The organism is Kitasatospora sp. NBC_00374 (genome assembly GCF_041434935.1).
Lineage (GTDB): Bacteria > Actinomycetota > Actinomycetes > Streptomycetales > Streptomycetaceae > Kitasatospora.
In genome coordinates this window covers 8,863,735-8,887,116 of the sequence record NZ_CP107964.1, presented here as the reverse complement: position 1 = coordinate 8,887,116, position 23,382 = coordinate 8,863,735, and the positions used below count along the sequence as shown (strand labels likewise).

The window sequence follows — 23,382 nt, the reverse complement described above, 5'->3', positions numbered from 1 at the left end:
TACGGCGGTCACAAGAATCCAGGGAGGACAGGCGCCGCGGACAGCCGCGCCAGGAGCGCCCACCGGCTCACCGGGCAGCCCAGGCCATCCACGGCCTGAGCTGCCCGTGCCCTTCGGCGTTCCGCCCTTTTCGGGTCACCGGCGCCGGTCCTGCCCCGCCCGCACCCCGGGGGCACGGCCGCCGCAGGACCGGCGCGACACTTCCTCCATGAAGTCCACCACCGCCTGCCGGCACGTGAGCACGTGCTGGCAGGCGGTGGCGTGTGGGCGGGGCCGCCGAGGCTGCCACGGTAGCGGCAGCGGCGCATGCCATGGCCGTGGGCGAACTCGTTGATGGTGCCTTCCACTCCGGAGCGGACCGCGTAGCGGGCCTTCCAGTGGGGCGTCTGCTGCTCGGCGCGGACGCGGACTTGCAGGTCGCGGAGTTCTCGTGGGGGAAAGCCCACGTTGCGGGCTCGGGAGTTCGTGCAGCGGGGCCGGTCCGGACACGGCTGGCACTGGCTCGTGGTGAACCGCGCCACGATCAAGGGTGCCGCGGTGGGTGAGGAGGTCGGGTAGGGGCCGTGCCAGCCGGCGCTGACCTGGCCGTTCGGGCAGGTGACTTGTCGGCGGTCGAAGTCGATGTGGAAGTCGTCCCGGTCGAAGCCCTCGTTCCGGCGATGTTGGCTGGTGGGGTTGTCCGGGAGTGGTCTGCTGACGGTGACCTGGTGTTCGCGGGCGGCTCGCTCCAGGTGGACCAGGGAGGTGTAGCCGCCATCGACCAGGTGCTCGGCGGGCAGTAGTCCGCGACGCTCCCAGCGGCTGTGGATGCCGGGCAGGGCCTGGGCATCGTTGGTGGCGGCGGAGGTAGTGGCCACGTCCGTGATCACGTTGACGCTGTCGGAGGCGCACGTCTCGGTGAGGTGGGCGGCGAACCCCTTCCAACGGCAACCAGCTGCTCACCTCCCGGGCCTACGACGGGCTGGCCAAGCTGCTCATGGCGCTGCGCGCACACGACGCGGCCGCCGTCGAGCGCCTGGCCCTGCCCCAGTCCGAGACCCGGCCCCCGCGTGAGCCGAAGCACGCCGGGGAGCCGGACGAGTTCCGCTCCGCCGGCGGAGAGGCGCAGCTGCTCCAGTTCTCCACCCAGCGGGATCCGGCGGTGATCGCGGCGTTCGTGCGGACCCGGGTGCTGGAGCCGGAGCGGGCCGAGTTCCGGCGGGGCCTGGAAGAGCTCCTCGCCTACAAGGAGAAGTTCGACGACGTCCGGGTGCCCTACGCCTACGTCGCGCCGTCCGGGCACCGGCTCGGGGTGTGGGTGGCCGACCAGCGCCGCTACAAGGCCGCCGACGTCCTCGACTCGGAGCGCGTCAAGGAACTGGACGCGCTCGGGATGGTGTGGTCTGCATTCGACACCGCCTTCACCGACAACCTCGCCGCGGTGGCCGGGTACTCGGCCGAGCACGGGCACGCCTGCCCGCCGAACGAGGCCGTCTGGAGTGGCAGGCCGGTCGGGGTCATCATGAAGAACGCCCGCACCGCGCAGCGCCGCACCGAGGCCCTAGTGCTGTGACCGCATAGGTTCGCCGGGGTGCTCGATCAAGCGGCGAGTAGTGGGCGTCCGCCCCAGCGGATGCCCTTCTCGCTGCGGATTCGAGCGCGTTCTCGGCGCTTGGCGGCCAGGACGTCGGGGTGGCGGGCGTTGGCGTTTGGGGTTGACCCGCGCATCAGGCGGTGTAGGGTGCGCAGTTTTCTCGCCCGCAGGCGGGCGGCGAGCAACTGGATGGTGGCTGTTGGGGGCTTGACCGGCGCCTCCAATCGCCTACAGTCCGGCGTCACGCCCTCGGGCGCCGTGTCAGATCCCGGTCCAGTAGGGGACGTCCTCGCTGTCGGACGCCTGAAGGTCGCCGTATCGGTCGATGAGTGCGGAGAGAAGGAAGCCCATGCCGATCACACAGACGAGCACGCCGGTGGCGACCATCGCCGTACCGGTGCCACTCAGAGTCTTGGTGGCGGGGTCGGCAGCGGTACCACGGGCGAAAGCGGTGAAGGCGTAGGAGATCAGGCCGATGCCGGCCAGGAGCCCCAGGATGCCGGTGATCACCGCCCGTCGGGGCCGACGTTCTCGGGCGCCGTCCGAGGCGACCGGGCCGGACACCACCGCGAGGCCGGGAGGCGGAGAGTGCGGAGTCGCGGAAGGTTCGGAGCGCGCCGCCGTCACGGCTGCTTCCCCGGCCCGTTGTTCCGCCAGCGCGCGGACCTCCGGCCGGCGTGCGACGTCAGGTGTCCGGACACCCGACAAGGTCACGGCCGTCTCGGGACCTGGCCCCAGGATGCCGTCCGAATCAGCGAAGCCGACGCTGGTGTCCACGCTGTCCACGCGGACAACGCGGCCGGGCACGACACCGGACCCCGCGGCCGGAGACACCGGGTCGGCGGCATCCGGCAGACCCATCCGCCGGCGCAGCGCCGCGAGGTTGGTGGCGTGGGCGTCGAGTTCGGCGTCGGCTGTTTCGAGGAGGTGGTCGTACTGCCACAGGGGTGGTGTGGGCGGTGAGGTGTCGTCGGGGGTGGCGGTGCCGGTGGTGGTGGTGTCGTCGTGTGGGTGCGGGTCGCGTGGGAGCCGGCGGTTCTGCCAGGCCCGGTAGTGGGCCGCGGCCAGTTGCTGGGCCTCGATGCGCAGCTGTTCGGCCTGGTCGCGTTCGTGGCGGGCTTTGGCGAGGAGTGTCTCGCTGTGCTCGAGGCGTTGGCGGGTGTCGGCGAGTTCGGCCTGGACGGCGGTGAGTTCGCGCTGGTCGTGGGTGCCGGTGGCGGCGCGGTCGCGTTGGTCTTCGAGGTGTCGGCATCGTTCGCCGAGGGTGGCGACGGCGGTCAGGAGCATGAAGATGATCCGGGTGGTGTCATGGACCATCTGGACGGCCTGGAGTTGTCCCTGGCGGGCGTCGTCGAGTCTGAGCTGGATCTCGGCCGCGGAGTCGGTCGCCGCGGTGGGCGGTGCCGCGGTGGCGGCGAGGGCCGCTTCCTCCGCCGCGGCGAGCAGTTCTTGGCCTCGCACCAGGGCCAGGTGCCGTTTGACCGGGTCCTTGACGAGGGCGGTGACGAGTTCCTCGAGGAGCCAGCTGGGGATCAGCCGGTGGCCGGAGCGGAAGTCGCCCCAGCGGGTGTGGCCGTAGCGGAAGCGCTTGGCGAGCTCACGCAGGCTCAGCCCCGTGGTCAGATCGCGCAGCCAGCCGGCCAGCGCCTCGGCCGGCGGCGTGTCGCCGTCCAGGCCGTCGAACGGTTCGCCGCCACTGTCCGCCTGCGCCATCGCCAGTCTCCCCGTGTCCGCACTGTCCACGACTTTCCCCGGGCCGACCAGGCACTCTCCGCTGCGGCCGAGACGGACAATCAGACCACGAGCGCATGCTGGCCTTCACCCCAACGCCGAAACCCGATGGAGGAATTCATGCGCTCGCGCAACAAGCGCAGGCTGGACGCGATCGTCTTCTTCGCCGTCCTCGCGGCCGCCGTACTGATGACCGTCGCGGGGGTGCGCACCGGGGACCTGGCCACCGTCTGCGTCGCCGTCGGGGGCCTGTACGGCGCCTGGACCGGCAACCACCGCACCCCACCCACCCCCGACACCGAACCACCAGCAGCAGACCCCGGCACACCACCGACCACCCACCACACCGCGCCCGACACCGACCAGCCCTGACCACTGGTAAGCCACGGGCGGCCAGACGGCTCGCCCCCTCCTCGGCTTCGACACGAGATCCGGAAGATCATCTGCACCACCAGCGGCCGTCGAAAGCCCCAACTCCCGATACCGCAGAGCCGCCAGCCCCTGCGGCCACTTCCCCAACGAGCACGAGCAGGCTGCACTCAAACAGCTCTACCTGGCCACCTCGCCCGTACGCCAGCGACGCAGCTGGCCGGCAGGGTGAGGAGAAGCAGACCGACGCAATCGGCGAAGGCTTGGCCGCTGTCGCGTACGCGCTGCCGGACGTTGCCGCCGCGATCCGCGAGCAGACCGAGGCGCAGCGGTAGTCGACGCGGGGAAGGGGTGCCCGGCCGTCGCTGGCCTGGCACCCCTTCGAGATCGGCTCCGGGATCGCTTCGGACGCAAGTGCACGTGGTCCATGTGCCGCCATTCGCCGGCGGATGCCGGGGGCAACGGTCGACAAGGCGGACAACCCCGACACGGCACCGGTGCGTTCCTCGGAGGTCGCTATCGGGGTAGGGCGTAGAGGCGGCGCTCCAGGTAGATCTCCACGAAGACCGCGACCTTCGCGCGCAGGGCCCAGGGGTCGAAGGGTTTGACGATGAAGTCGACAGCGCCGGCGGCGTAGCCGCGCATGGAGTACTCGGGGTCGTTGCCGATGGCGGTGAGGAAGATGATCGGGATGTCGCGGGTGCGGGCGCGGCGTTTGATGTGGGCGGCGGTCTCGTAGCCGTCCATCTCGGGCATCTGGATGTCAAGGATGATGACGGCGAAGTCGTCGGACTCCAGGAGGGCTTTGAGGGCTTCCGGGCCGGAGGAGGCGGAGACGACTTCGTGGTCGTGGGTGCCGAGGACGGCTTCGAGGGCCAGGAGGTTGGGGTGCTGGTCGTCGACCAGGAGCACCTTGGGCTGGCCGGTCAGCGTCGGCCTGGTGGCGGGGTCGACCAGCTGGACCAGTTCGGGCTCGGGTAGGAGGGTGCCCTGCTGGTTCTCGACCACGGCGAGCTGGCGCTCCAGCAGGTTGCAGCGGACCTCGGCGAAGGCGGCGCGCTGGCGGGTCTCCTCCAGTTCGCGGCTGAGCCGGGTGACTTCCATGGCGAGGATCTGCCGTTCGGTGAGGATCTTCGCCATGTCCTCGTCGGGCACGATCGGGAGCGCCTCCGCGGTCGGCACAGGATCCTGGTCCGTCTCCAGCCGCTTCAGGCGCAGGTCAAGGTCGGCGATGAGGTGGTGGTAGTCGTCCAGGGCGTGGTCGAGTTCGTCCTTACGGGCGCTGGTGCGCCTGGCTTCCTGGTCGGCGGCCTTCAGCTGGCCTTCGAGTTGCTGGACGGCCTGGCTGATGGAGGCGCTGGTGCGCAGGGCCGCCAGGCGCAGGCCGCGAAGGCGGTCGTGGGTGGCGGGGTCGATCTGGGTGCCACGCTCCTCGGCGACGTGGCGGAAGAGGTCTCGATGAAGTCCCACTGGGGGATGCGGGTGCCGCCTAAGTAGCGGGAGAGGGTGCCGGGGCTGATGTAGCAGCGGGTCGCGTAGCGGCGGGCGGACAGGGCCAGTTCCAGGAACAACTCGCGTAGGGCTTCGGCGAAGGCCCGGCACTCGCTGTTGAGTTTGTCGTCCAGCGGCTGAAGCCCGCCCATTCCCACCCCTTTGACCGGCCCGTCCGGTACCGGTTCGCCTTCAAGCCCCGCCACCCGCTCGGGCGGCCACCCCATGCCCCCCCGGTGCGCAGCGGTCACGGGGACGATTCCTCGCACTCGGTCTCCGGGCCGGCGACGAGCCGGTCGAAGAACGGGACCGCGACGCCGAACGCTCCGGCCCCGTACAGGACGCACTGCGCGGTCGGCGAGCCGGACAGCCGGCACAGCACCCCCGCCCCGATCCCGGTGAGCATGGCCAGCAGCAAGACCAGCGCCGACCTCATGGACAGCAGCGAACGCCGCACTTCATACCTCCGCACAAGCCAGCCCGAGCCACCTCGGCGCGGACCCAAAGACTCGATCAGCAGAACGAGTTGGCAGAAGCATCTCGGAGGCCTGGAGTGTTGCGCGCCCTGCAACACCCCCGCAACAGCGGACGACAACACACCGGCAACAGCCAGCGTCGGCGTGCCTGCATAGTTCCGGGACTCCGTGATCCGGCAGTCCCGTCGGTGCCCGGGGCGGGCGCCCGGCGGGACGCGCAGGGCGCCCGCGCCGTGGGCCTCGCGGTCACCTGCTGCGGAGGGGGCGCCCGCCTGGCTGCCGTTGGGATTTCCGGCCGCGCCGATACAGTTCCTCGGCGACCACGGCACAGACCACAGCGGTACCAACGAGGACGAGCGGCGCTGGCGACGTTAATGGGGCGCGACTGTTGGAGGCGCTCGCCGGGTGGGAGCCGTGGACGCCGGCGGTCGCGGCGCTCCTGCCGGCGGTGGTCGCGGTGCGCGGACTGGTGGGGCTGCGGCGGTCGGCGTCCTCGGAGGTGCCGGCGGCCGTACCCGGCAGGGTGGGCACCGTGGCTGACGGAGGGTCGGGGGCGGGGTCCGGCAGGCACTCGGCGCGAGGCGTCGCGGGGACGTTCCTGCGGTTCAGGGACCTGACGATGGTCAACCCGACGACGGCGCTGTACTTCGCCGCGATGGTGACGGGAGGGGGCGCCCGGGTACGCGGCGGCGGGGCCGCGTTGCGGCCGGGGGTGTGCGCGGCCTCGCTGACGTGGCAGCTGTTCCTGGCGGTGGTGGGGGTGTCGATGGGCGCATGCCTCTCGCCGAAGGCGCCGCGACTGGCCTACTGCGCCGGGTACGGGCTGGTGGGCCATTACGCTGTGCGACCATCCTGGGCGTGATGGGTGACGGCTGTGGCTGGTGCCACCAAGACAGGCGGCGGAAGCGGGAACTCCGCTTGATTCGGTGACGGATCGTCATATGACGATCACTTCGGGTGGAGCTCGCGGGCGGCTTCGATGGGCATTGGTGTGATCGGGGGCGCGTTGCCGGCCTCTTCGATCATGAAAAACCCCCTCAAAAGCTGTCATTTCCGGCGAGACTTCTTGATCCTTACCGCCGGTAACAGTCAACTGGCCTGCGCCGTAATGGAATTACTTGATGACTGGCCACAACCGCCCGTAGCTTCTTGGGCGGTGCAACGAGCACCACCCGGGTTCACCCCGAAGCACGGCCCGCCGGCTGACCCCGGTGCGAGGGCCGTGCCCGCCGACCGGCCGAGCTCGGAACGGGCCGGCGGTGAGCGGGGAGACCGGGCGGCACGGGCACGTCGGACACGTGCCCGGCCGTCCAACGAATGAGGTGAACGAAACATGGGCCCCACCGGGGCCTGGTTCCGCATGCCTGCCTGGGGCTTGTCGAGAGGATGTTCATGACTTCCGGTCACGAGACCATCGCTGCCACCACCTCCACCAAGGCCCCCACCAAGCGCAACCGAGTCCGCGTGGCCGTCGTGGCCGGCGCCGCCGTCGCGGCTCTGCCGGTGGCCGGCCTCGTCTCGGCCCCCTCGGCCTCGGCCGCCTCCGCCTCGACCTGGGACGCCGTCGCCCGGTGCGAGAGCGGTGGCAACTGGTCGATCAACACCGGCAACGGCTTCTACGGCGGTCTGCAGTTCACCGCCGGCACCTGGCGGGCGTACGGCGGCACCGCGTACGCGCCGCAGGCGAACCGGGCCAGCAGGGCGCAGCAGATCACCGTCGCCGAGAAGGTGCTCGCCTCGCAGGGCCCCGGTGCCTGGCCGGTCTGCTCCAGGAAGGCCGGTCTGACCAGGGGCGGCGCGCCGGCCCAGGTCGACACCGCCACCGAGGCCAAGCCCGCTCCCAAGTCCAAGCCCGCCCAGGCCCGGCCGGCCCAGAAGCCCGACCGGAGCTCCACCGACGCCACGCGATCGGCGCGGACCCCGACCCCGTCGTCCCCGGTCAACTCCCCCGGCGCCCCCACCGGCACCTACACCGTCAAGAGCGGCGACACCCTCAGCGAGATCGCGGTCAAGTTCGGCACCGACGTGTGGAGCCTGTACACGAGGAACATCCGGACCATCGGTGGCGACCCCGACCTGATCTTCCCGGACCAGGTGCTGGACCTCTGACTCCGGGTCGGACCACGGCCGGCCACCCCTCCGAGGGGCGGCCGGCTCCGGCGCGTGGGCCCTGGTGTCCGGCGCCGTGCCCGGGCCCCCGGCGGGCGACCGGGCTGGAGGGCCCCGGTGTCCGCGTCAGTAGGCTCGCAGGGCGGCGAAGCTGATCAGCGGCCCCGAGTTGACCGGCTCCCCCGTCGTCGACACAACACCATGAACCGCGAGCGCGGGCTGAGCGGCGTCAACAGCTACGCCCGCGAACTGGGCTTCGACCCGGCGGTCCGGCCGGCGCGGACGCCGCCTGGCTCGACCTGTGCAGCGGCGCGGGCCGGGCACAGGTGGAGGCCGCGCGGGCGCTGCCCGGAGCGGCCGAGTTCACCGGCGTCGACCTGGTCGGCCCGCTCGCCACCCCGCCCGACCTGGCCGCGCTGCCTGCGCTGCGCCTGGCGACCGCGGCGCTCGCGGGAATCGCCGTGAAGGACTGGCGTCCGATCGATTGTTGAACGTTGAACGCGATGTCCGAATACCGCCGGACTCGTGATCGCCGGCGTCCGATCATCGAGTCATGTCCGAGAACACGACAGCGAGTTCGGGGAAGATGACGATGAGCACGACCATGGTGGCCGCACGGCTGGCGGGCAAGGTGGCGCTGGTGACCGGCGGCAGCCGGGGAATCGGCGAGGCGGTCGCGCTGCGGCTGGCCGAGGAAGGCGCCGACGTGGCGCTCACCTACCGGGAAGGTGCCGAGCGCGCCGAGGCGGTCACGGCCAAGATCGAGGGAATGGGCCGCCGCGCCTGGGCCGTACGGGCGGACAGCGCCGACCCCCGGGCGATCCGGGAGGCCGTGGACGCGGTGGCGACGCGGTTCGGCCGACTCGACATCCTGGTGAACAACGCGGGCGTCGGCGTGGTCGGCCCGATCGAGGAGATCGACGAGGCCGACATCGACCGGGTGCTGGACGTCAACGTCCGGGGGTCGCTGCTGGCCTCCAAGGCGGCCATCGCCCACCTGGGCGAGGGCGGACGGATCGTCACCATCGGCAGCTGCATGGCCGAGCGGGTCGCCTTCCCCGGTGGCTCGGTGTACGCGACCAGCAAGGCGGCACTGTCCGGGCTGACCAAGGCGCTGGCACGGGAGCTCGGGCCGCGCGGCATCACCGCCAACCTGGTGCACCCCGGTCCGACCGACACCGACATGAACCCGGCCGACGGGCCGGGCGCCGACTTCCAGGCCAGCTTCACCGCGCTGGGCTCGTTCGGCACCCCCGCGGACGTGGCCGGCACCATCGCCCACCTGGTGGGCCCGGAGGGCCGGTACATCACCGGTGCCGCGATCGCAGTGGACGGCGGCTTCGCGGCCTGAGACCGGCGGGCCCCTCTGGGGCGCGGCCCCGCCCGGGCGGTGAACCGCCATCCGGGCCGGGCTGCGCGGTGGTCCGCGCTCCGCGCACGCCCGCGGGTCATCATCGACGGGGGCCGCGAAGGACCCCGGGAAACCGAGCGCAGCTCGAAGTCCGGCAGGCCCCAGGTAGCAGCGGCCGCGTGTGTGGCCATCTCGGCCCCAGTGCCCTGCTCGACATCGGCCGGCAACGCAGAGCATCAGGTATTCGGCGCATGAACCGACCAAGGGCGGTGTCCACGATCAAAGTGAGTTCCGCGCCGCCCTTGACGGAGCGCCAGCTGACCTGCGACGACTGCGTCTCTTCCACCCCGACTATTAGACGCCCCGACCCCGGAAGATCACCCACCCCGTTCACGAAATCTCAGCAGCCATCCGCGCCACAGCCCACACCCACCAGCAAGCCACCCACCGACAGGGCTATCACCGAACCCGCCACATGCAGGAGACCCCTCAAAGGAACAGCACCACTCTCACCACACCCACGAAACCCCCAGCCCAAAGACCGCCGGCCAACTCGCCAACACCATCAACCCGCCAGTGCCGGTAGCACACGCCCGGTGTTGAAGGTCGCGCCAGCGGCACCGCGAGCACGTGGAAGAGCATCTCCAGCGGCTTCGGTCCCAGTCGTCTGCGCAGGTGGCGCAGGGCAGTCTCCGAAGGGGCATGTACGTCGAGGCCCGCAAGGCCGGCGACGAGCTTGTCCCACACGCGTTGGTAACCAAGCCCTGGAAACAGTCCCAACGCCAGTACGAAGTAGATCCCGACGCGGGACGGTAAGGCTCGAACGCGCTGCTGGACGGTTCCGGTCTGCTCCAGCACGTCGTCGACGAGCTCGAACGGCAGGAACTGGGTCAACCCGCCGAGGTGGCCGGGAGCGAAGGCGCCCTCGGCACGATCGTGGTGCGTGTCAATGTGCAGGTGGCAGGCTGGCTCGACAACGGGATCCTCTGAACGGGACAAGTCTTGGTCGGCTCTCCTCCTACCAGGGGATTCCGCCCCATGTGCCCATCTTGCGAACGCACTTGACAGTGCGGCAACAGGCCTAACTTCGTGGCATTGCCGGTTGTAGAGGTTGCGCTGGGCGGAGCTGTGGCGGTCGCCGGCCTTGCGCGGGCGGTTGTAGTGGGCCCGGGCACCAGGCGAGGCGGTGAGCGAGGCGAAGGCCCAGACGTAGCCGACCGCGGCCAGGCGCTGGTTCTTGACCCGGCGGACCATGACCGCGTGGCTCTTGCCGGAGGCGCGGGTGACGGGCGCCGATCCGGCGTGGGCCTTGAGCGCCTTGGCGTCGGCGAAGCGGCTGCGGTCGTCGCCGATCTCGGCGAGGACCCGGGCGCCGCTGAGCGCCCCGAGGCCGGGGAAGCTGGTGATGACTGCGGCGTCGGGGTGCTGCTCGAACAGCTCGACGGAGGCTTCGGCGAGGTCGTCTGCGGCGGTGCAGACGGTCTCGAACTTGCCCAGCAGGGCCAGGGTCTGGCGGCCCATCGCGGTCTCGACCAGCGGGAGCTGGCGCATTTTCGGGACGCGGAGGGCGGCGTGCAGGCGCTCGACCTCGGCTTCGATGCCGCGCTGGCGGCCGGCGCGCTTGAGCACGGCCTTGAGCCGGCGGGTGAGGCGGGCGGCCTGGCCGGGGGTGGGTGCGGTGGCCAGCAGGGTGCGGGCCAGCGGCGCGGTGAGGCCGCCGGTGATCGGCTGGACGGCGGCGAGGTAGCCGGGGAAGTACTCGCACAGGTGGGAGCGGAGCTTGTTGCCGGCCTGGGTGCGGTCCCAGACGGCGTCCTGCTGGGCGCGGGCAAGGACGGCGACGGCCTAGGCGAGTTCGCTGTCGGCCGGCAGCTACCGGTGGGCGTCGGCGTCGGTGCGCAGGATGTTCGCCAGCACCATCGCGTCGAGGTGGTCGGACTTCTTGCGCGAGACGCCCACCCCGGCCGGCCCCACGGGCGGTTCGCCGACGACGTGCAGCCGTGTCGTCCAACGCCGAGCTCGAATTCCGGTTCATTGCCGGCCCTCGCTCGAAAGGTGGGTAACCGTGTCCGTGTACGGCTCGAACGGCCGGGCCCGGCCCGACGCGGTGCAGCGTCGGGCCAGGTGGCGGGGTGGTCCGGTCAGGCCGGGCAGTTGCCCAGGACGACCTTGCCGCCCGACTGCGAGGCGGTCGCCGGATCCACCATCAGGCACAGGTTCGTCCACTTGTTGATGAACCGGAGGGCCGACTGGTTGGCGAGATTGGTGGGCATGATGTTCCACATCTGGTTGTCGGAGATCCAGCGGGTCTCACAGGGCCACCAGAACAGTTCCATCCCGGCCGACGGCGGAGTCCCGTTGTTCCACGGGACGGTCAGGCACTGGCCGTTGGCGGCCTTGATCCAGTAGTAGCCCAGGCTGTCGAAGGTGGACGGATAGGCGGCCTGCCACTGCTGGCTGCTGGGCGGGTTGCTCTGGCAGGCCCGCTGCTGCACCACACCGCCCTGCCCGGAGCTGTCGAACTGGGGCCCGCGGGTCATGCACCGGCCGTACTTGCTGTCCACGTAGGTCTTGTCAGGCTTGACCAGCCAGATCGCCGGGCTGGTGCCCCGGGCGTCGTAGTAGGCGTTGCGGGCGATGATGTTGTGCACCAGCGCCCAGCCGGGGTAGTCCATCATGACGATGCCCAGCCGGCGGTTGGCGGTGTCGTTGTTGAGGTAGTTCATCAGCCGCACGTTGACGCCGTCGACCCAGACCATGTCCTTGCCGCGCAGGACGCTGTAGCCCCCCGCGTACTCGGAGGGGACGAGGTTGAACGGTGCCCGGGACGCGGAGGTGTAGGTCACGAAGGTCTGGTTGGCGGGGGCCGAGCCGGCCGCGGCGAGGTTCTTGCTGACCAGGCTCCACTTGGCCGGGGCGTCGGTGGCGTTCCAGGTGTCCTCGGTGTGGTCCGAGAAGCCGTTGAGGCCGTAGGAGCCTCCGTTGTCGGCGTTGAAGACGGACAGCACGATCTTGCCGCGGGCCTGGCCCAGCGTCGGCGGTTCGCTGCGCTTGCCGTTGTTGTAGAACAGGCCCGCGTACTGCTTCGCGTAGGCGTCGAAGAGGGCCGTGTGGCTCGCCGTCGGATGGTCGTCCGAGCAGCTGCCGATGGAGCCGTCGCACTCGGCCCGCAGGCGCATCAGGAGGGTCTCGCCCTTGTGGGCCGAGAGGAAGGCCTTCGCCTTGGTCAGGACGTCGTCGAAGTTGGCGTTCTGGTAGAAGGTGCCGTGGTGGATCACGAACTTGTCGTTGATGATGCGGACCCGGATATCGACCGCGCGGATCCCACGGTCCAACTGCGCGGACAGCGTCGCCGCGCTGTCGCCGAAGTCCTGCTGCGTCTGGGCGCTGGAACCCCCGTGCACGGCCAGCGTCTCGTGGGTGCCGGGAATGGACATCGCCGTCAGCGGCGTGGTCGCCCCCACCTTGCCCATCCAGTCCTGCTGGTCGGCCGAACCGAGGTTCTGGAAGGCGTCGCGGTTGTCCTTCCCCTCGGCCAGGGCGGCGTGCGGTATGGCCAACGGGGCCACGGCCAGGGCGAGGGTGGCGACGGCGGTCACCATCGCCGTCCGGGTCAGGCGGCGCAGGCGGGGCAGGCGGGGCAGGCGCCGCAGAGCGGCGCAGGCCGGGCGGGCGGACGTGGCGGAGGTGTGGGGCATGGCCACCTTTCGGGGGAGGGGAAGGCCGCAGGCACGGCCGAGGCCGGGCGCGTAGCTCTGTTCACGAGAACGGGCCGCACTTCGACGTCGGTTCAGGAGGCGGTAAGCGGTCGCGGCTAGGCCGGAATGCAGGTTCTGACGGCGCCCAGGCCCTCGGCGGCCTCCAGGAGGAGCGGGCCAGCGTGGGGCTGCTCGACGAGGGCCTGGGCGTGGTAGAGCGCGTTCTCCAGGACGGCGGCCGGGGCGCGGATGTGGCGCAGCGCGGCGAAGGCGTCGGCGGCCTGCCCGGCGGGCCGCAGGGCAGGCTGTGGGGCGTCCGGGGTGAGCCGGTGGGGCCGGGACGGCGGCGAGGTGGCTCCAGGGCGGCTACTGGCGGCCCTGGGGGCGCTGCTGGGGGCCGAGGGCACGGCCCGTGGGACCAGCTCCTCGCGCTGATGGTCGACGCGGCCTACGCGCAGGCGCAGCTGCCAACCCCGGCCCCGCCGCACTGGCGGTCCTGCCTGGACCTCTCGGCCCGGGCGCAGTGGCGGCTCTACCAGGAGCACCCCTGGCTGGCGGCCACGATGAACCTCACCCGGCCGCTGCTCGCACCGAACGGCATGCGCCATATCGAATGGGCCCTGGCGGCACTGGAGGGCCTCGGCCTCGACGCCGGCGCCCGCATGCACGCGGCGGTCTCGCTCTTCGGATTCGTCCGGGGCTGCGCGGTCGACCTCGCGGCGGAACAGGAGGCGGGTCACGCCAGCGGTGTCACCAGCGACCAGTGGATGCAGGTCCAGGAGGCCCGGATGGCCGCGCTGCTGTCGGACGGCACCTTCCCGGCGTTCACCACCGCCCGCACCGACCCCGGCCTGGACCTGTCCGCCGAATCCCTGTTCACCTTCGGCCTCGACCGCCACCTCGACGGCTTGGCGGCCCTCATCGCCGCCGCGGGCGACCAGTCGAACTTCGGCGAGACGAGCAGCGCGGTCGTCAATCTCCAGCGAGACTGGTGAAACCTCGCTGAGACAGGACAGCCCGGCAGCGACCGGGGCTTGTCCCACCGGGCCACGGCCAGCAGCACGGCTCGGGCGCAGCGGCGGGCGGCACGACGGCCGCTGCGGCGGGTCAGGGCCGGCGAGCGGCGGCACCTTGTCCTTGCGGTACGCGTTCCGTGATCATGGGGCGATGAGTGATCAAGCCCCGGAACCCGCGTCGACGAGCTTCCCCATGGAGCGGTACTTCCGCCTGTGGCACTACACCGTCAGCCACATGACGCTGCTGCTGCGCAGCGCCGCCTGGCACGAAGGCGAGGAGACGATCGATGTCTGGTTCGACGGCGTGCTGGCCGTGAACCTGCACGAAGGCTTCGGGCCGCTGACCATCCGCCCTGCGGACCCCGACGAGCGCGAACGGCTGCTGACCCACGCGGCGGGCCTCATCCACGATCCCGTGCACCGGCCACCGCTGTGCCTGATCCTGGCCTCCGGCCAGAACGAGGGGTCCATCGTCTGCGCCCACGTACGCGTCACGGCCACAACCCGCGGCCCCGGCATCGCTGGCGCGCCCCCGGTCGACGCCGACAGCGGGCGCCTGCTCTGGAGCGCCGGCCCCACCGGCAACCCCACACCGAGGCACAAATACACCCTCCACGAAGCCGGACACGCCTTCCTCCAAGCGCAGCACACCAAAACCGGACCCAAGGACAAGGAGCAGGAACACGACACGACCTGATCAACCACCCCCGCCCGCCCCGGACATGGCACGGAGGCCGGACGCAGCAGTCCGAAGAGAGGACGTCCCAACACCAACCCCGAACCTCAGTCACTCCAGTCACTGACACACCCTCCGACCAGCACAAACACCCAGTGACCGAAACGGTGTGACAACCCCGGCACCCGCCAGGCCGCAGGGGCCTGACAGTCGCGGTGGGGTGCCGGCCCGGCGGCTGCGGCAGGCCGGGACGACGGCCACCACCGGGCCGGCGACACCGCCGACACCGCGACCGGGAATCCCGGCGGGCAGGCGCAGCCGGGCTGCGCCCGGCACTCAAGGTGGCTCAGCCGTCCACGCAGGTGTACGAGCCGTCCGCCTGCTGGGCGATCCGGCTGCCGTCGCAGCTCAGCATCGGCGCTACCGCCGCCACCCGGAACGCGCCGAACATCAGCAGCGTCACCGCGACCATGGCGACTGCGATCCGGCCGCGCCCGGATGCTCGTATGCCGACGGCCGTTCCGGCGAACAGCAGCAGCACGCCAGACCCCAGGAGCAGCGCCGCGACGTCGGAGGTGTTGTCGTGGAAGCCCGCGAAGAGTGGACCCTCCGCTTCCGCGGTGAAGAGCGTGCTGGACAGCATCAGCGCGGCCGACACCGTCAGCAGCGCCGGTGCCAAGCACCCGATTGACCGTCTTTCCACACCCGCAGGACGGCACCACCCCCCTCCCGGTTCCAACCCCTCTGCACATCCCGCCCGCCAGGAGCTGCCGGGAGTGCGGACGGACAAGCCGGAGCGGAACGGGGCACGGCCGTCGATCGCCGACGGCCCGCCACCGGTGCAGGCAGACGCACAGCAGCACGGCGTTGCCGTACAGCATCTACTCGAAGTTCGGCACCCGGCGGCCCGGACGGCGGACGGCGGCAGACCGGGACGGGGCAGGCCAGCGGCGGACCGGGCGCGCAGCTGCGGGCAGGGCGGCGCAGCGCCAGGCCGGGCGGAGGTCGCCCGGGACGGACCACCGCCAACACCGCCCCCGAGGCCGCGACCGGGAGTCCCGACAGGTATCCACCGGAAATCCTGGACCGCCCGACCGGCTCTTCCCGAAGGAATAGCAGCCGCGTTCGGGAGCGGAATACGGCGGGCATTCACGACGACCCGTCAATTCAACGGGGTGACCGGACCGCGCCCGGCGGCCCCGAGAGGGCCCCGGCGGCCGGGAGAACGACCACCATGCGTCACCGAACCCGGAACGCACGGACACCCCGGACACGGTCCGCACGGAGCGGCTCAGCCCTCGCAGTGGTTGGACCAATCCGGATGCGGAGGCCGGAAACCCCGAAAACACGCCGATTCACGCTCATGCCGCGAGATAAGGTCACACCCACAGGGGCAGGCTCATGGGGGGTCGAGGATCTCGATCCGGCCGGGCGAACCGGGCTCGCCCTGGGGGCCGTATCGGGTGAACAGGTGCTGCAGCCGCTCGCGGTGGCGGATCGCGAAGTCCTCCAGGCGGGCCTGGTAGGCCGCCTCGTAGCCGTCTTGGCCGTCGGGCAGGGTCGAGACACGGTCGGCGACGGGCGCCGTGCACTCACCAGTTCGCACGAGGAGGCCCGATGCCACGTGGCTGGGGCCTGGCAGGTGGTCGCCGGTAGCGGGCCCGCCCCGGTTGGGTTCCTGTCGGCTGTGCAGCGCTTCGTGGTCCACGCTCCCGGCGTGACCTCCGCAGTCCCGGTCGGCCTCTGCCCGCGCGGCCGCTCTGGTCGGCGGCTTCCCGACCGGTCACGCTGCGCGGGCGGGCGAATTGGCGATCACCTGGCGGAGGAGGTCGGAGTTGCTTTCGGTTCGCTTCAACCGGTCGAGGAGCAGCTCGGTGGCAGGCTGGGTGTCCAGGCCGCTGAGGACCCGGCGCAGGGTCCAGGTGGCGGAGGTACGGGCGGGGCCGAGGAGGAGTTCCTCGCGGCGGGTGCCGGACGCGCGGACGTCGACGGCCGGGTAGAGGCGCTTGTCGGCGAGGCGGCGGTCCAGTCGCAGCTCCATGTTGCCGGTGCTCTTGAACTCCTCGAAGATCAGGTCGTCCATGCGGGAGCCGGTGTCCACGAGGGCGGTGGCCACGATCGTCAGTGAGCCGCCGTTCTCGATGTTGCGCGCTGCGCCGAAGAGCTTCTTCGGATGGTGGATCGCGGCGGAGTCGAGGCCGCCGGTGAGGGTGCGGCCGGTGGCGGGGGCTGCGGTGTTGTAGGCGCGGGCGAGCCGGGTGATCGAGTCGAGCAGGACGACGACGTCGTGGCCGAGTTCGACGAGGCGCTTGGCGCGCTCGATGGCGAGTTCGACGATGGCGATGTGGTCGCGGGCGGGCCGGTCGAACGTGGAGGCGATGACCTCGCCCTTCACGGAGCGCTGCATGTCGGTGACTTCCTCTGGGCGCTCGTCGACCAGGACGACCATCAGGTGGGCCTCGGGATGGTTGCGGGTGACCGCTGCCGCGACGGCTTGCATGATCATTGTCTTGCCGGTCTTCGGCGGGGCGACGAGCAGGCCGCGCTGGCCCTTGCCGATCGGGGCGATGAGGTCGATGACTCGGCCTGTCAGGTGCTTCGGGTCCGTTTCGAGGTGCAGACGCTCCTGCGGGTACAGCGGCGTCAGTTCGGTGAATGCGGGCCGGAGTTGGGGCTCGCCTGCGGCGCGGCCGTTGACGGTGTCGATGCGGGCCAAGGACGGCCGGTTATCGGCAGTGGTGTGGGGGCGGGTGGCTCCGGTCAGGACGTCACCGGGCCGCAGGCCGAGGGCCCGGACCTGGGCGGTGGACACGTGCTGGTCGGCGGGGCCGGGAAGGTATCCGGAGGTACGCAGAACGGTGTGGCCGTCGCGGATGTCCAGGACGCCGGCGACCGGTACGAGGTCGCCGTCCGCAGCGGCGGGCACCTGCGACCGGCTGCGGGTGCGCTGCGCCGGCGGGGTAGGTCGAGCACCGGGGCTGACTGGTCGGTGGCCGGTTGCCGGACGGCCGGCGGAGCGCGTGATGGTGATCGCCTCTACGAGCTCGCCCTTGCGCAGCCGGGCGGCGCCGGGGACGCCGAGCGTCGAGGCGAGTTGCTGGAGGTCGGGCTTCAGCAGGCTGTCCAGGTCGGTCGTCGCGTTCGGCTCGGACTTGGTGGTCCGGGGGGTGGTTGAGGGTTCGGTTGCTGTGGTCACGAGAAGGTACTCCGGTTGATGTGGTGTTGAGGGGTGCGGCAGCCTCCAATGGGCGCTGCCGTCACTGGTCAGAGCGGTGTTCAGAGCGGTGTGCCCCGGTCGGCGAGGTGCCGGCATACGGGTCTGCCCGGTGGCTGCGCGGTTTTGTCTCGGTCCACGCGGCCGCCGAGGCTGCACGTGTCACGCGCGACCGCGATCGGGCACGGCGGGGATCGCTGCGAGTTCCGCCCTGTGTGGCCTGGGCCCTGAACGCTCGCAAGATCTGTGCCGCTGTGGGGTTCCCGGGCGGCATCGGGCGGGGCCTGGGCGGGACGGGCTCGGCGGTGTGGCTGGACCGTGCCTGTCAGGCCTGTGAGGGGATGGGTCAGGCGTTCCGTGAAGGAGGCCAGGTGGTGGCAGAATGCTGAACTTGCCGAGTCTCCAGGCAAGCACCCCTGTTAGGCCATCCGCCAGTGTAGCGTCCCGTTGCCGAGCGCGCCAGGTGCGGTCGAGCGGCGTCCCGTGGCGAGGACGTCCGCCGCTCCTGGGAACGACCAGCCGAACCGCACAGGCTCACCCCAGCCCGCGTCCGCCGTGGGTTCAGGAACCTCCGCGCGACCTTGCCCTGCCCGGCCCGAGTGCCGAAACCGACCCGGCCGGGCCCAGGCCGACCACTCGGCTCGAAGAACAAGCAGCCCGCCGCCCGCTACGACGTGGGCAAGATCGTCAGACGCCCCGGGAGCATCATCGAACGCGACCGGGTCAGATCCCGACGAGGGTCGTGGGAGATTGCAATTTCGACTCCACGGGTCAGGTCGCAGTGGGGATGTAGCGTGTTGCTGCGAGCTTGGCAAGCGTCCGAAGTTTCGCGAAGTAGGAGGCGCAGTAAGCCGAGTTGATCAGGGGAACGATCTTGTCGAGGTCGGCGATGCACGACCAGAGGTTGGCGATGCCGTTGTCGTCGAGCCCGCCGTTCAGCTCCCTCTGGATGAGGCCGGCGACGTTGGCGTCCAAGAGGATCAGCTCCACGCCCACAATGTCCACGCCGCGGAAGCCGTCGGGGAACAGAGCGCGCCGATGTTCCTCCGACAACCGGGCGAGTCGGTCTTCAGGCTGTGCTCCGCTCATGCGGACGGCTGTCGTCTCTGCCGCGGACGGTAGGCGAAGGAGCAGGGAGACGGCATCGAAGACGGCACGCACCATTGCGACGGCTTGGGCCTGTAGGAGAGCGGCACTTGTCACGGAGCCCTGCGTGAGCCTGTCTCGCAGCAGTCGGCTGCGGTCGAGTTCGGCGGCGAGGCCTGCCGTGATGAGCCCCGCGTCGGCGGCCCGCTCGATCAGGTGCCGCAGTGGCTTGTCGATGGCCAGACGCTCGGCGAGGACGTTCTCCAGGGCGAGCAGGGAATGCGTGACGGCGACGGTGGCGAACTCGTACCGGTAGTAGGAGTGTCGGATGAGCTCGCGGGACGTTTCCAGCGCGCTCATGACGTACATCGACGCGCCGTTGGGCAGAGCGAGGTCGGCCACCAGGGCGTGCATGTCCGCATAGTCGAGGACGACGTCGCGGGCACGCGGGTCCTGTACCGGCAGAGGGAACGGGCCGGGCAACGGCGGCAGGGTCGTCACCAGTGCAGTCTTGTCATCTGAAGGTCTCGGTGCCAGCGGATTTGTTCGGGGCGGTTAGCGACCCGGTGCCGCACGTCGCTACTGGCCCGGTCCGGCCTTAAAGCACAAGCTCAGGCGACGTTCGCCCTGGCGATGACTGCGCAGAAGCGGATCGGCACGACGGCCAAGGTGCGCTGTGGTGCGGACAGTTCGCTCTTCTCCGGTGCACGCAGGTGGCGACGGCAGTCCCGGGTGAGGCGGCCGGCATGCACGACCGGCAGCCAGCCACGGGGAATGATCACCACCGGTCCTACGATCCTGCGCATGCCTTCCATCACCGCACTGCTCACCGGGCCGGTCCACGCCCCGCACGCCGCCTTCCCCGAGCTCGCCCGGCTGCGCTCGGCCGCCGTCGCGGGGAACTGGTCTTCCGTCAGCACGGTGTTCGCCGGCCTGGACGGCGACGACGCGGCGGTCGCCTCCCAGGTCGTCGCGGAGAGTCCGGGCGCCGACACCATGCTGGAGGCGGCCCTGGCCGCATCCGGCGAGGGCCCCGACAAAGTGCTGGCACGGTCCCTGCTGGCCCACCACCACATCGCAACCGGCTGGCGGATCCGGACCCACGCACGGGCCCGGTACGTCTCGCGCGAGCAGTTCACCCGGTTCCACGGGCACCTGCGGCAGGCCGAACTGCTGCTGGCCGATGCCGTGAGCGTCGACCCGGGCCACACGCTCGGCTGGTACCTGCAGCTGATGACCGCCCGCGGGCTGCAACTCGGCCAGGGCGAGGCACGCCGCCGTTACGACAGCCTCGCCGCGGTGGACCCGCGCCACTACCGCGCGCAGAGCCAGTTCCTGCAGCAGCTCTGCCCGAAGTGGGGCGGCAACTGGGAGGCGGCACACGCGTTCGCCCGCAAGTGCGGGCGCACAGCCGCCCCCGGCGGGCTCGGGCACCTGATCACGGTGGAGGCCCACCTGGAGCACTGGATGTGGGCAGCGGAGAAGGCTGACCTCACCTACTGGGGGCGGCCGGGGGTACGCGAGACCCTGGCCAAGGCGGCCGCAGCCTCCGTGTGGCACCCGGACTTCCGGCCGGGCTTCAGCTGGATCAAGGCCCACACCGCTCTGGCCGCCGCCTTCGCCTTGTCGGGCCGGCACGCTGCGGCCGCACCGCACTTCGCCGCGTTGGGCGGGTTCAGTGACACGTACCCGTGGTCGAGTGTCTCCGGCCTGTACTGGCTGCTGTGGCGGCGGCACCGGATCGCCGCGCTGATCGCCGCGCCGTTCGCCAAGCCGGTCAGCGCACCGGCGACGGCCTGAGCCGCCACGGCCGACCGCGCCGGGGCCGATGTCCGTGCCGGCTGCGCGCCGAGGAACCCTGCCGCGCCGTACACACCGCCCTCGCCACACTCGGGCGACAGGCAGCGGAAAGGCCGGCGCCGTCCCTTCGACGGTGCTGGCCTTCCGCGCGAGCCCTCTGGCGCGCGACACCTGGCAGGGCGCAGCGGCCTGCCGTGTCGGGACGGCCGGTTCCACGCCGGGAGGATCACCCGCGAGGAGGAGCACGGCTGCGGCGAAGAGGACCACCACCGCTCCGGCAGCGAAGAAGACCGCCGCTTCCGCTCAGAAGACAGTTCCTGGCGCCGGGAGGAAGGCCACATCTGCCAAACAGGTCGGCCGCCGCACATGCAGGTGAACCGAACAGGCCGGGCCCGGCACACGTGCCGGTCCGGCCGGGGCGGCCTGACCGGCGCGGTCGGCGAGCTTCCGAACCAGAGCCGTAGCCGCGAGGGGGATTTCGCGGCCACGGGCTACAGGGGTCAGGAGTTGGGTGCCTGAGCGGTGTCCGCTGCCGGTTCCTGGTCGGCGTCGAGCTTCCCCATTGCGCGGGAGGTGCTGATTAGAAGTCATCTCATTTGGTGAGCCTGCGGTGGCAGATGAAGGTGGCGGCGATGGTGGCGAAGGCTGCGAAGTGGTCGGCTTTGCGTTCGTATCAGCGGTGGCGCCGACGGAATCCGCCGAGCCAAGCGACGGTCCTCTCGATCACCCAGCGGTGGCGGCCGAGGTGAGTGCGTCACCTGCGGGTGGCGGCCTTCCGGCTGTCCACCGCGCGGTGTGCCTCGGCGGGAACGACGCTCGGCGGATGGTCCGCGGCCGGGGGCCCCGTCGCGGTGTCGGGTCGTCAGCTCCTCAGGCGGTCGCCTTGAGGGTGTCGTCGAGCCAGTCGTAGATGCGGGCCTGGGTCAGGCGCATGGCGCCGGGATGGCAGTGGGCGCCGGCGCCTTCCTCGGCGGTGAACACCATCAGGGTCTTGGGGCAGGTGAGGTGGTCGTAGAGCTGTTCGGGCTGGCCCTTGAAGAACATGTCCTCTTCGGCGTCGCAGACCAGGGTGGGGCACTGGATCCGTTCGGCGATGCCGTCGGCGAGGGTGTAGTCGAGGTAGGAGGCGTTGAAGGCCCGGGGGGTGTCGACGCCCATGACGTACATGCCGTGGTTGATCGCCCAGCGGGCGATCGGGTCCTTGGCCATGATCTGTTCGAGGGCGGCGTCGAGTTCGGGAGCGGACTGTGCGCGCAGGAGCCGCTCGGCCTCCTCGCGGGTGCCGGGGATGTTGCGGACGGAGGTCTGGCCGAGGTCGTAGAGGCCGTCGACGGCGATCAGCGCGGCCAGGCGGTGCTCGAACGCGGCGGCCCTGGGGGCGAGGACGCCGCCCATGCTGATACCGAGGAGTGCGATGCGGTTGTTGTCGACGTCCGGGAGGGTCTCGGCGAAGTCCACGACGGGGGTGATGACGTTCTCCCAGTCGGGGCGGAACACCAGGCCCTCGTGGTGGCGCGGCCCGGGCATGCCGGGGCCGTCGAAGACCAGCACGGTGTAGCCGCGCTCGACGCCGGCCATCGCCCCGAAGAAGTGCAGCTCCTCCGCGGTGCCGTCGAAGCCGTTGTGCATGATCAGCGTCGGCCGCGGGGTCCCGGAGTCGTCGACGCGGTACAGGTAGCCCGGCAGGGTGGTGGCCTCGTACGGGATCTCGACCGGCTCGATGATCGGGGTGAACAGCGCGGCCGCCGCTCGGAAGCAGGCCACGCTGCGGTCGTAGGCGTGGTCGTGACGCGGGTCGCAGGGGTGGCCGTGCAGGAAGAACTCGGCCGACCGGTAGTAGTTCGACGCCCGCAGGAACCCGTCCCGGGCACTCACCCGGTGACCGGCCGCCAGTGCCTTCTCGGCCTCGCCGGACACCCGGTCGGCGGTGGCCAGCCACTCGGTGTACCAGCTGGCGTAGTCACCCTCGGTGATGCGCTCACCGGTGGCGACGACCTCGCCGAAGTCGGCGCCGCCGTAGGCGATGTGACTCATCGAGCGCAGGGTCTCGTACCAGAACTGGATGTTGTTCGGGAACAGCAGCTGCTTCATCGGACACTCCTCAGGACCCTTAAGCACGGATCTGTGCTTACGGCGAGAACTGTAGCCCCTCCGGATACTCGAAGCAAACATCTGTGCTTACGATGTGGGGGTGACTCCGAAACAACCGACCACACGCATCCGCAAGAGCCCCGAACAGGTCCGCGCGGCCGTCCACCAGGCGGTCATCGACCTGCTCTGCGACCCGGAGGGCGAAGACCTCAACATCCCCGCGATCGCGCAACGCGCCGGCGTCAACCACACCAGCGTCTACCGGCGCTGGGGCAGCCTCGACACACTTCTGGCCGACATGGTCACCACCCGCCTCGAACGCGACTCGCCGCTGAACGACACCGGCACCCTGCGCGGCGACCTCCTCGCCTGGGCCGAAGCCAGCGTCGCGAGCATCCGCACACCCGAAGGGCGCGCCCTCGTGCGCGCCGTCATCCTGTCCATGCCGAACAGCGCCCAGGCCCAGGACGAGCGTGCGCAGCACTTCCGGCGCCGGATGCACTCCATCGAGCAGATCCGCCGGCGGGCCACGGCCCGGGGCGAGAACCCACCACCCCTGGAGCAGATCCTCGACCAGCTCATCGCACCGTTCTACCTGCGGGCGATCTTCGGCATCGACCCTCCGGCCACCGGCTACCCCGAGCTCCTCGTCGACAGACTGCTCGGCAGCGCACGTGCGGGTTCTGCCGTCGACTGACGCG

Annotated in this window: 23 protein-coding genes and 6 pseudogenes; 13 read left to right on the top strand and 16 right to left on the bottom strand. The window is 70.9% G+C overall.

The window, feature by feature from the left end; all coding sequences use genetic code 11:
* Positions 1 to 8 precede the first annotated feature (8 nt).
* On the bottom strand, positions 9 to 623 hold the full coding sequence (locus OG871_RS39120) for a transposase (protein ID WP_371503525.1): 615 nt from the start codon (positions 621 to 623) through the stop codon (positions 9 to 11).
* Here OG871_RS39120 and OG871_RS39115 point away from each other — a divergent pair.
* Both OG871_RS39115 and OG871_RS39110 read left to right on the top strand, forming a co-directional pair.
* A complete protein-coding gene (locus OG871_RS39115; protein ID WP_371503534.1) occupies positions 603 to 782 on the top strand; it encodes a hypothetical protein in 180 nt (59 codons plus the stop codon). The two genes, OG871_RS39120 and OG871_RS39115, sit on opposite strands and share 21 nt — an antisense overlap.
* A gap of 194 nt (positions 783 to 976) precedes the next feature.
* The gene (locus OG871_RS39110; protein WP_371493460.1) at positions 977 to 1,552 is read left to right on the top strand and encodes a helicase associated domain-containing protein; all 576 of its coding nucleotides are present in this window, start codon (positions 977 to 979) and stop codon (positions 1,550 to 1,552) included.
* A gap of 26 nt (positions 1,553 to 1,578) precedes the next feature.
* On the opposite strand, the pseudogene OG871_RS39105 reads toward OG871_RS39110, so the two are convergent.
* Positions 1,579 to 1,689, bottom strand: a pseudogene (locus OG871_RS39105) (IS630 family transposase); the annotation flags it as partial.
* Positions 1,690 to 1,834: 145 nt separating this feature from the next.
* Positions 1,835 to 3,286 carry a hypothetical protein gene (locus OG871_RS39100; protein WP_371493461.1) on the bottom strand — a complete coding sequence of 484 codons (1,452 nt, stop codon included), beginning with the start codon at positions 3,284 to 3,286 and terminating at the stop codon, positions 1,835 to 1,837.
* Positions 3,287 to 3,424: 138 nt separating this feature from the next.
* Between OG871_RS39100 and OG871_RS39095 the strand changes: the two genes are divergently transcribed.
* Together OG871_RS39095 and OG871_RS39090 are read left to right on the top strand one after the other, a co-directional pair.
* Positions 3,425 to 3,676, top strand: coding sequence for a hypothetical protein (locus OG871_RS39095; RefSeq protein ID WP_371493463.1), 252 nt, complete (start codon positions 3,425 to 3,427; stop codon positions 3,674 to 3,676).
* Between the two features lie 54 nt (positions 3,677 to 3,730).
* Positions 3,731 to 3,866: pseudogene (locus tag OG871_RS39090) on the top strand (transposase); the annotation flags it as partial.
* Between the two features lie 323 nt (positions 3,867 to 4,189).
* Here the strand turns inward: OG871_RS39090 and OG871_RS39085 are convergent.
* Positions 4,190 to 5,143, bottom strand: coding sequence for a PleD family two-component system response regulator (locus tag OG871_RS39085; RefSeq protein ID WP_371493465.1), 954 nt, complete (start codon positions 5,141 to 5,143; stop codon positions 4,190 to 4,192).
* 268 nt (positions 5,144 to 5,411) lie between these two features.
* Complete coding sequence (locus OG871_RS39080) at positions 5,412 to 5,621, bottom strand: hypothetical protein (protein ID WP_371493466.1); 210 nt, start codon at positions 5,619 to 5,621, stop codon at positions 5,412 to 5,414.
* 638 nt (positions 5,622 to 6,259) lie between these two features.
* On the opposite strand from OG871_RS39080, the gene OG871_RS39075 reads away from it, so the two are divergent.
* From OG871_RS39075 to OG871_RS39060, 4 genes are all read left to right on the top strand, one after another.
* The gene (locus OG871_RS39075; protein ID WP_371493468.1) at positions 6,260 to 6,502 is read left to right on the top strand and encodes a hypothetical protein; all 243 of its coding nucleotides are present in this window, start codon (positions 6,260 to 6,262) and stop codon (positions 6,500 to 6,502) included.
* A 530-nt stretch (positions 6,503 to 7,032) separates the two neighbouring features.
* Positions 7,033 to 7,749: a transglycosylase family protein gene (locus OG871_RS39070; protein WP_371493469.1), complete on the top strand. Its 717-nt coding sequence runs from the start codon at positions 7,033 to 7,035 to the stop codon at positions 7,747 to 7,749.
* A gap of 326 nt (positions 7,750 to 8,075) precedes the next feature.
* Positions 8,076 to 8,240, top strand: a complete 165-nt coding sequence (locus OG871_RS39065) for a hypothetical protein (RefSeq protein WP_371493471.1) — start codon at positions 8,076 to 8,078, stop codon at positions 8,238 to 8,240.
* Between the two features lie 95 nt (positions 8,241 to 8,335).
* Complete coding sequence (locus OG871_RS39060; RefSeq protein WP_371503184.1) at positions 8,336 to 9,100, top strand: SDR family NAD(P)-dependent oxidoreductase; 765 nt, start codon at positions 8,336 to 8,338, stop codon at positions 9,098 to 9,100.
* A gap of 570 nt (positions 9,101 to 9,670) precedes the next feature.
* Here the strand turns inward: OG871_RS39060 and OG871_RS39055 are convergent.
* From OG871_RS39055 to OG871_RS39040, 4 genes and pseudogenes are all read right to left on the bottom strand, one after another.
* Positions 9,671 to 10,057: pseudogene (locus OG871_RS39055) on the bottom strand (transposase domain-containing protein); the annotation flags it as partial.
* Between the two features lie 141 nt (positions 10,058 to 10,198).
* Positions 10,199 to 11,056, bottom strand: a pseudogene (locus OG871_RS39050) (transposase); the annotation flags it as partial.
* Positions 11,057 to 11,241: 185 nt separating this feature from the next.
* Positions 11,242 to 12,798 (bottom strand): phosphatidylinositol-specific phospholipase C domain-containing protein, encoded by a 1,557-nt coding sequence (locus OG871_RS39045; protein WP_371493472.1) that lies wholly within the window; start codon positions 12,796 to 12,798, stop codon positions 11,242 to 11,244.
* 116 nt (positions 12,799 to 12,914) lie between these two features.
* A complete protein-coding gene (locus tag OG871_RS39040; protein ID WP_371493473.1) occupies positions 12,915 to 13,205 on the bottom strand; it encodes a hypothetical protein in 291 nt (96 codons plus the stop codon).
* A gap of 27 nt (positions 13,206 to 13,232) precedes the next feature.
* On the opposite strand from OG871_RS39040, the gene OG871_RS39035 reads away from it, so the two are divergent.
* Positions 13,233 to 13,793, top strand: coding sequence for a TetR/AcrR family transcriptional regulator C-terminal domain-containing protein (locus tag OG871_RS39035; RefSeq protein WP_371493474.1), 561 nt, complete (start codon positions 13,233 to 13,235; stop codon positions 13,791 to 13,793).
* Between the two features lie 256 nt (positions 13,794 to 14,049).
* Entirely contained in the window at positions 14,050 to 14,511 is a 462-nt protein-coding gene (locus OG871_RS39030) for a hypothetical protein (protein ID WP_371493475.1), read from the top strand.
* Between the two features lie 325 nt (positions 14,512 to 14,836).
* Here the strand turns inward: OG871_RS39030 and OG871_RS39025 are convergent, their stop codons facing one another.
* The 3 genes from OG871_RS39025 to rho form a co-directional block, all read right to left on the bottom strand.
* Positions 14,837 to 15,169, bottom strand: a complete 333-nt coding sequence (locus OG871_RS39025; protein WP_371493476.1) for a hypothetical protein — start codon at positions 15,167 to 15,169, stop codon at positions 14,837 to 14,839.
* Positions 15,170 to 15,889: 720 nt separating this feature from the next.
* The gene (locus OG871_RS39020; RefSeq protein WP_371493478.1) at positions 15,890 to 16,096 is read right to left on the bottom strand and encodes a hypothetical protein; all 207 of its coding nucleotides are present in this window, start codon (positions 16,094 to 16,096) and stop codon (positions 15,890 to 15,892) included.
* Between the two features lie 177 nt (positions 16,097 to 16,273).
* Positions 16,274 to 17,803, bottom strand: coding sequence for a transcription termination factor Rho (gene rho, locus OG871_RS39015; RefSeq protein ID WP_371493479.1), 1,530 nt, complete (start codon positions 17,801 to 17,803; stop codon positions 16,274 to 16,276).
* A gap of 392 nt (positions 17,804 to 18,195) precedes the next feature.
* Here rho and OG871_RS39010 point away from each other — a divergent pair.
* Positions 18,196 to 18,432: pseudogene (locus OG871_RS39010) on the top strand (transposase); the annotation flags it as partial.
* A gap of 43 nt (positions 18,433 to 18,475) precedes the next feature.
* On the opposite strand, the gene OG871_RS39005 reads toward OG871_RS39010, so the two are convergent.
* On the bottom strand, positions 18,476 to 19,291 hold the full coding sequence (locus OG871_RS39005; protein ID WP_371493480.1) for a hypothetical protein: 816 nt from the start codon (positions 19,289 to 19,291) through the stop codon (positions 18,476 to 18,478).
* A gap of 110 nt (positions 19,292 to 19,401) precedes the next feature.
* Positions 19,402 to 19,596, bottom strand: a complete 195-nt coding sequence (locus OG871_RS39000) for a hypothetical protein (RefSeq protein ID WP_371493481.1) — start codon at positions 19,594 to 19,596, stop codon at positions 19,402 to 19,404.
* On the opposite strand from OG871_RS39000, the gene OG871_RS38995 reads away from it, so the two are divergent.
* A complete protein-coding gene (locus OG871_RS38995; RefSeq protein WP_371493482.1) occupies positions 19,595 to 20,590 on the top strand; it encodes a hypothetical protein in 996 nt (331 codons plus the stop codon). The genes OG871_RS39000 and OG871_RS38995 overlap by 2 nt on opposite strands.
* A 592-nt stretch (positions 20,591 to 21,182) precedes the next feature.
* Here the strand turns inward: OG871_RS38995 and OG871_RS38990 are convergent.
* Positions 21,183 to 21,335, bottom strand: a pseudogene (locus OG871_RS38990) (transposase); the annotation flags it as partial.
* Between the two features lie 125 nt (positions 21,336 to 21,460).
* Positions 21,461 to 22,681, bottom strand: a complete 1,221-nt coding sequence (locus OG871_RS38985) for an alpha/beta fold hydrolase (RefSeq protein ID WP_371493483.1) — start codon at positions 22,679 to 22,681, stop codon at positions 21,461 to 21,463.
* 100 nt (positions 22,682 to 22,781) lie between these two features.
* On the opposite strand from OG871_RS38985, the gene OG871_RS38980 reads away from it, so the two are divergent.
* Positions 22,782 to 23,378 (top strand): TetR-like C-terminal domain-containing protein, encoded by a 597-nt coding sequence (locus OG871_RS38980; protein WP_371493484.1) that lies wholly within the window; start codon positions 22,782 to 22,784, stop codon positions 23,376 to 23,378.
* Positions 23,379 to 23,382: the final 4 nt, after the last annotated feature.

Coding starts and splice junctions, on each gene's coding strand:
- rho (WP_371493479.1), bottom strand. CDS start 17,803: ATGCCGGCACCTCGCCGACCGGGGCACACCGCTCTGAACACCGCTCTG.
- OG871_RS39070 (WP_371493469.1), top strand. CDS start 7,033: ATGACTTCCGGTCACGAGACCATCGCTGCCACCACCTCCACCAAGGCC.
- OG871_RS39110 (WP_371493460.1), top strand. CDS start 977: ATGGCGCTGCGCGCACACGACGCGGCCGCCGTCGAGCGCCTGGCCCTG.
- OG871_RS39035 (WP_371493474.1), top strand. CDS start 13,233: ATGGTCGACGCGGCCTACGCGCAGGCGCAGCTGCCAACCCCGGCCCCG.
- OG871_RS39030 (WP_371493475.1), top strand. CDS start 14,050: ATGACGCTGCTGCTGCGCAGCGCCGCCTGGCACGAAGGCGAGGAGACG.
- OG871_RS38985 (WP_371493483.1), bottom strand. CDS start 22,681: ATGAAGCAGCTGCTGTTCCCGAACAACATCCAGTTCTGGTACGAGACC.
- OG871_RS39060 (WP_371503184.1), top strand. CDS start 8,336: ATGACGATGAGCACGACCATGGTGGCCGCACGGCTGGCGGGCAAGGTG.
- OG871_RS39095 (WP_371493463.1), top strand. CDS start 3,425: ATGCGCTCGCGCAACAAGCGCAGGCTGGACGCGATCGTCTTCTTCGCC.
- OG871_RS39075 (WP_371493468.1), top strand. CDS start 6,260: ATGGTCAACCCGACGACGGCGCTGTACTTCGCCGCGATGGTGACGGGA.
- OG871_RS39100 (WP_371493461.1), bottom strand. CDS start 3,286: ATGGCGCAGGCGGACAGTGGCGGCGAACCGTTCGACGGCCTGGACGGC.
- OG871_RS38995 (WP_371493482.1), top strand. CDS start 19,595: ATGCCTTCCATCACCGCACTGCTCACCGGGCCGGTCCACGCCCCGCAC.
- OG871_RS39000 (WP_371493481.1), bottom strand. CDS start 19,596: ATGCGCAGGATCGTAGGACCGGTGGTGATCATTCCCCGTGGCTGGCTG.
- OG871_RS39045 (WP_371493472.1), bottom strand. CDS start 12,798: ATGCCCCACACCTCCGCCACGTCCGCCCGCCCGGCCTGCGCCGCTCTG.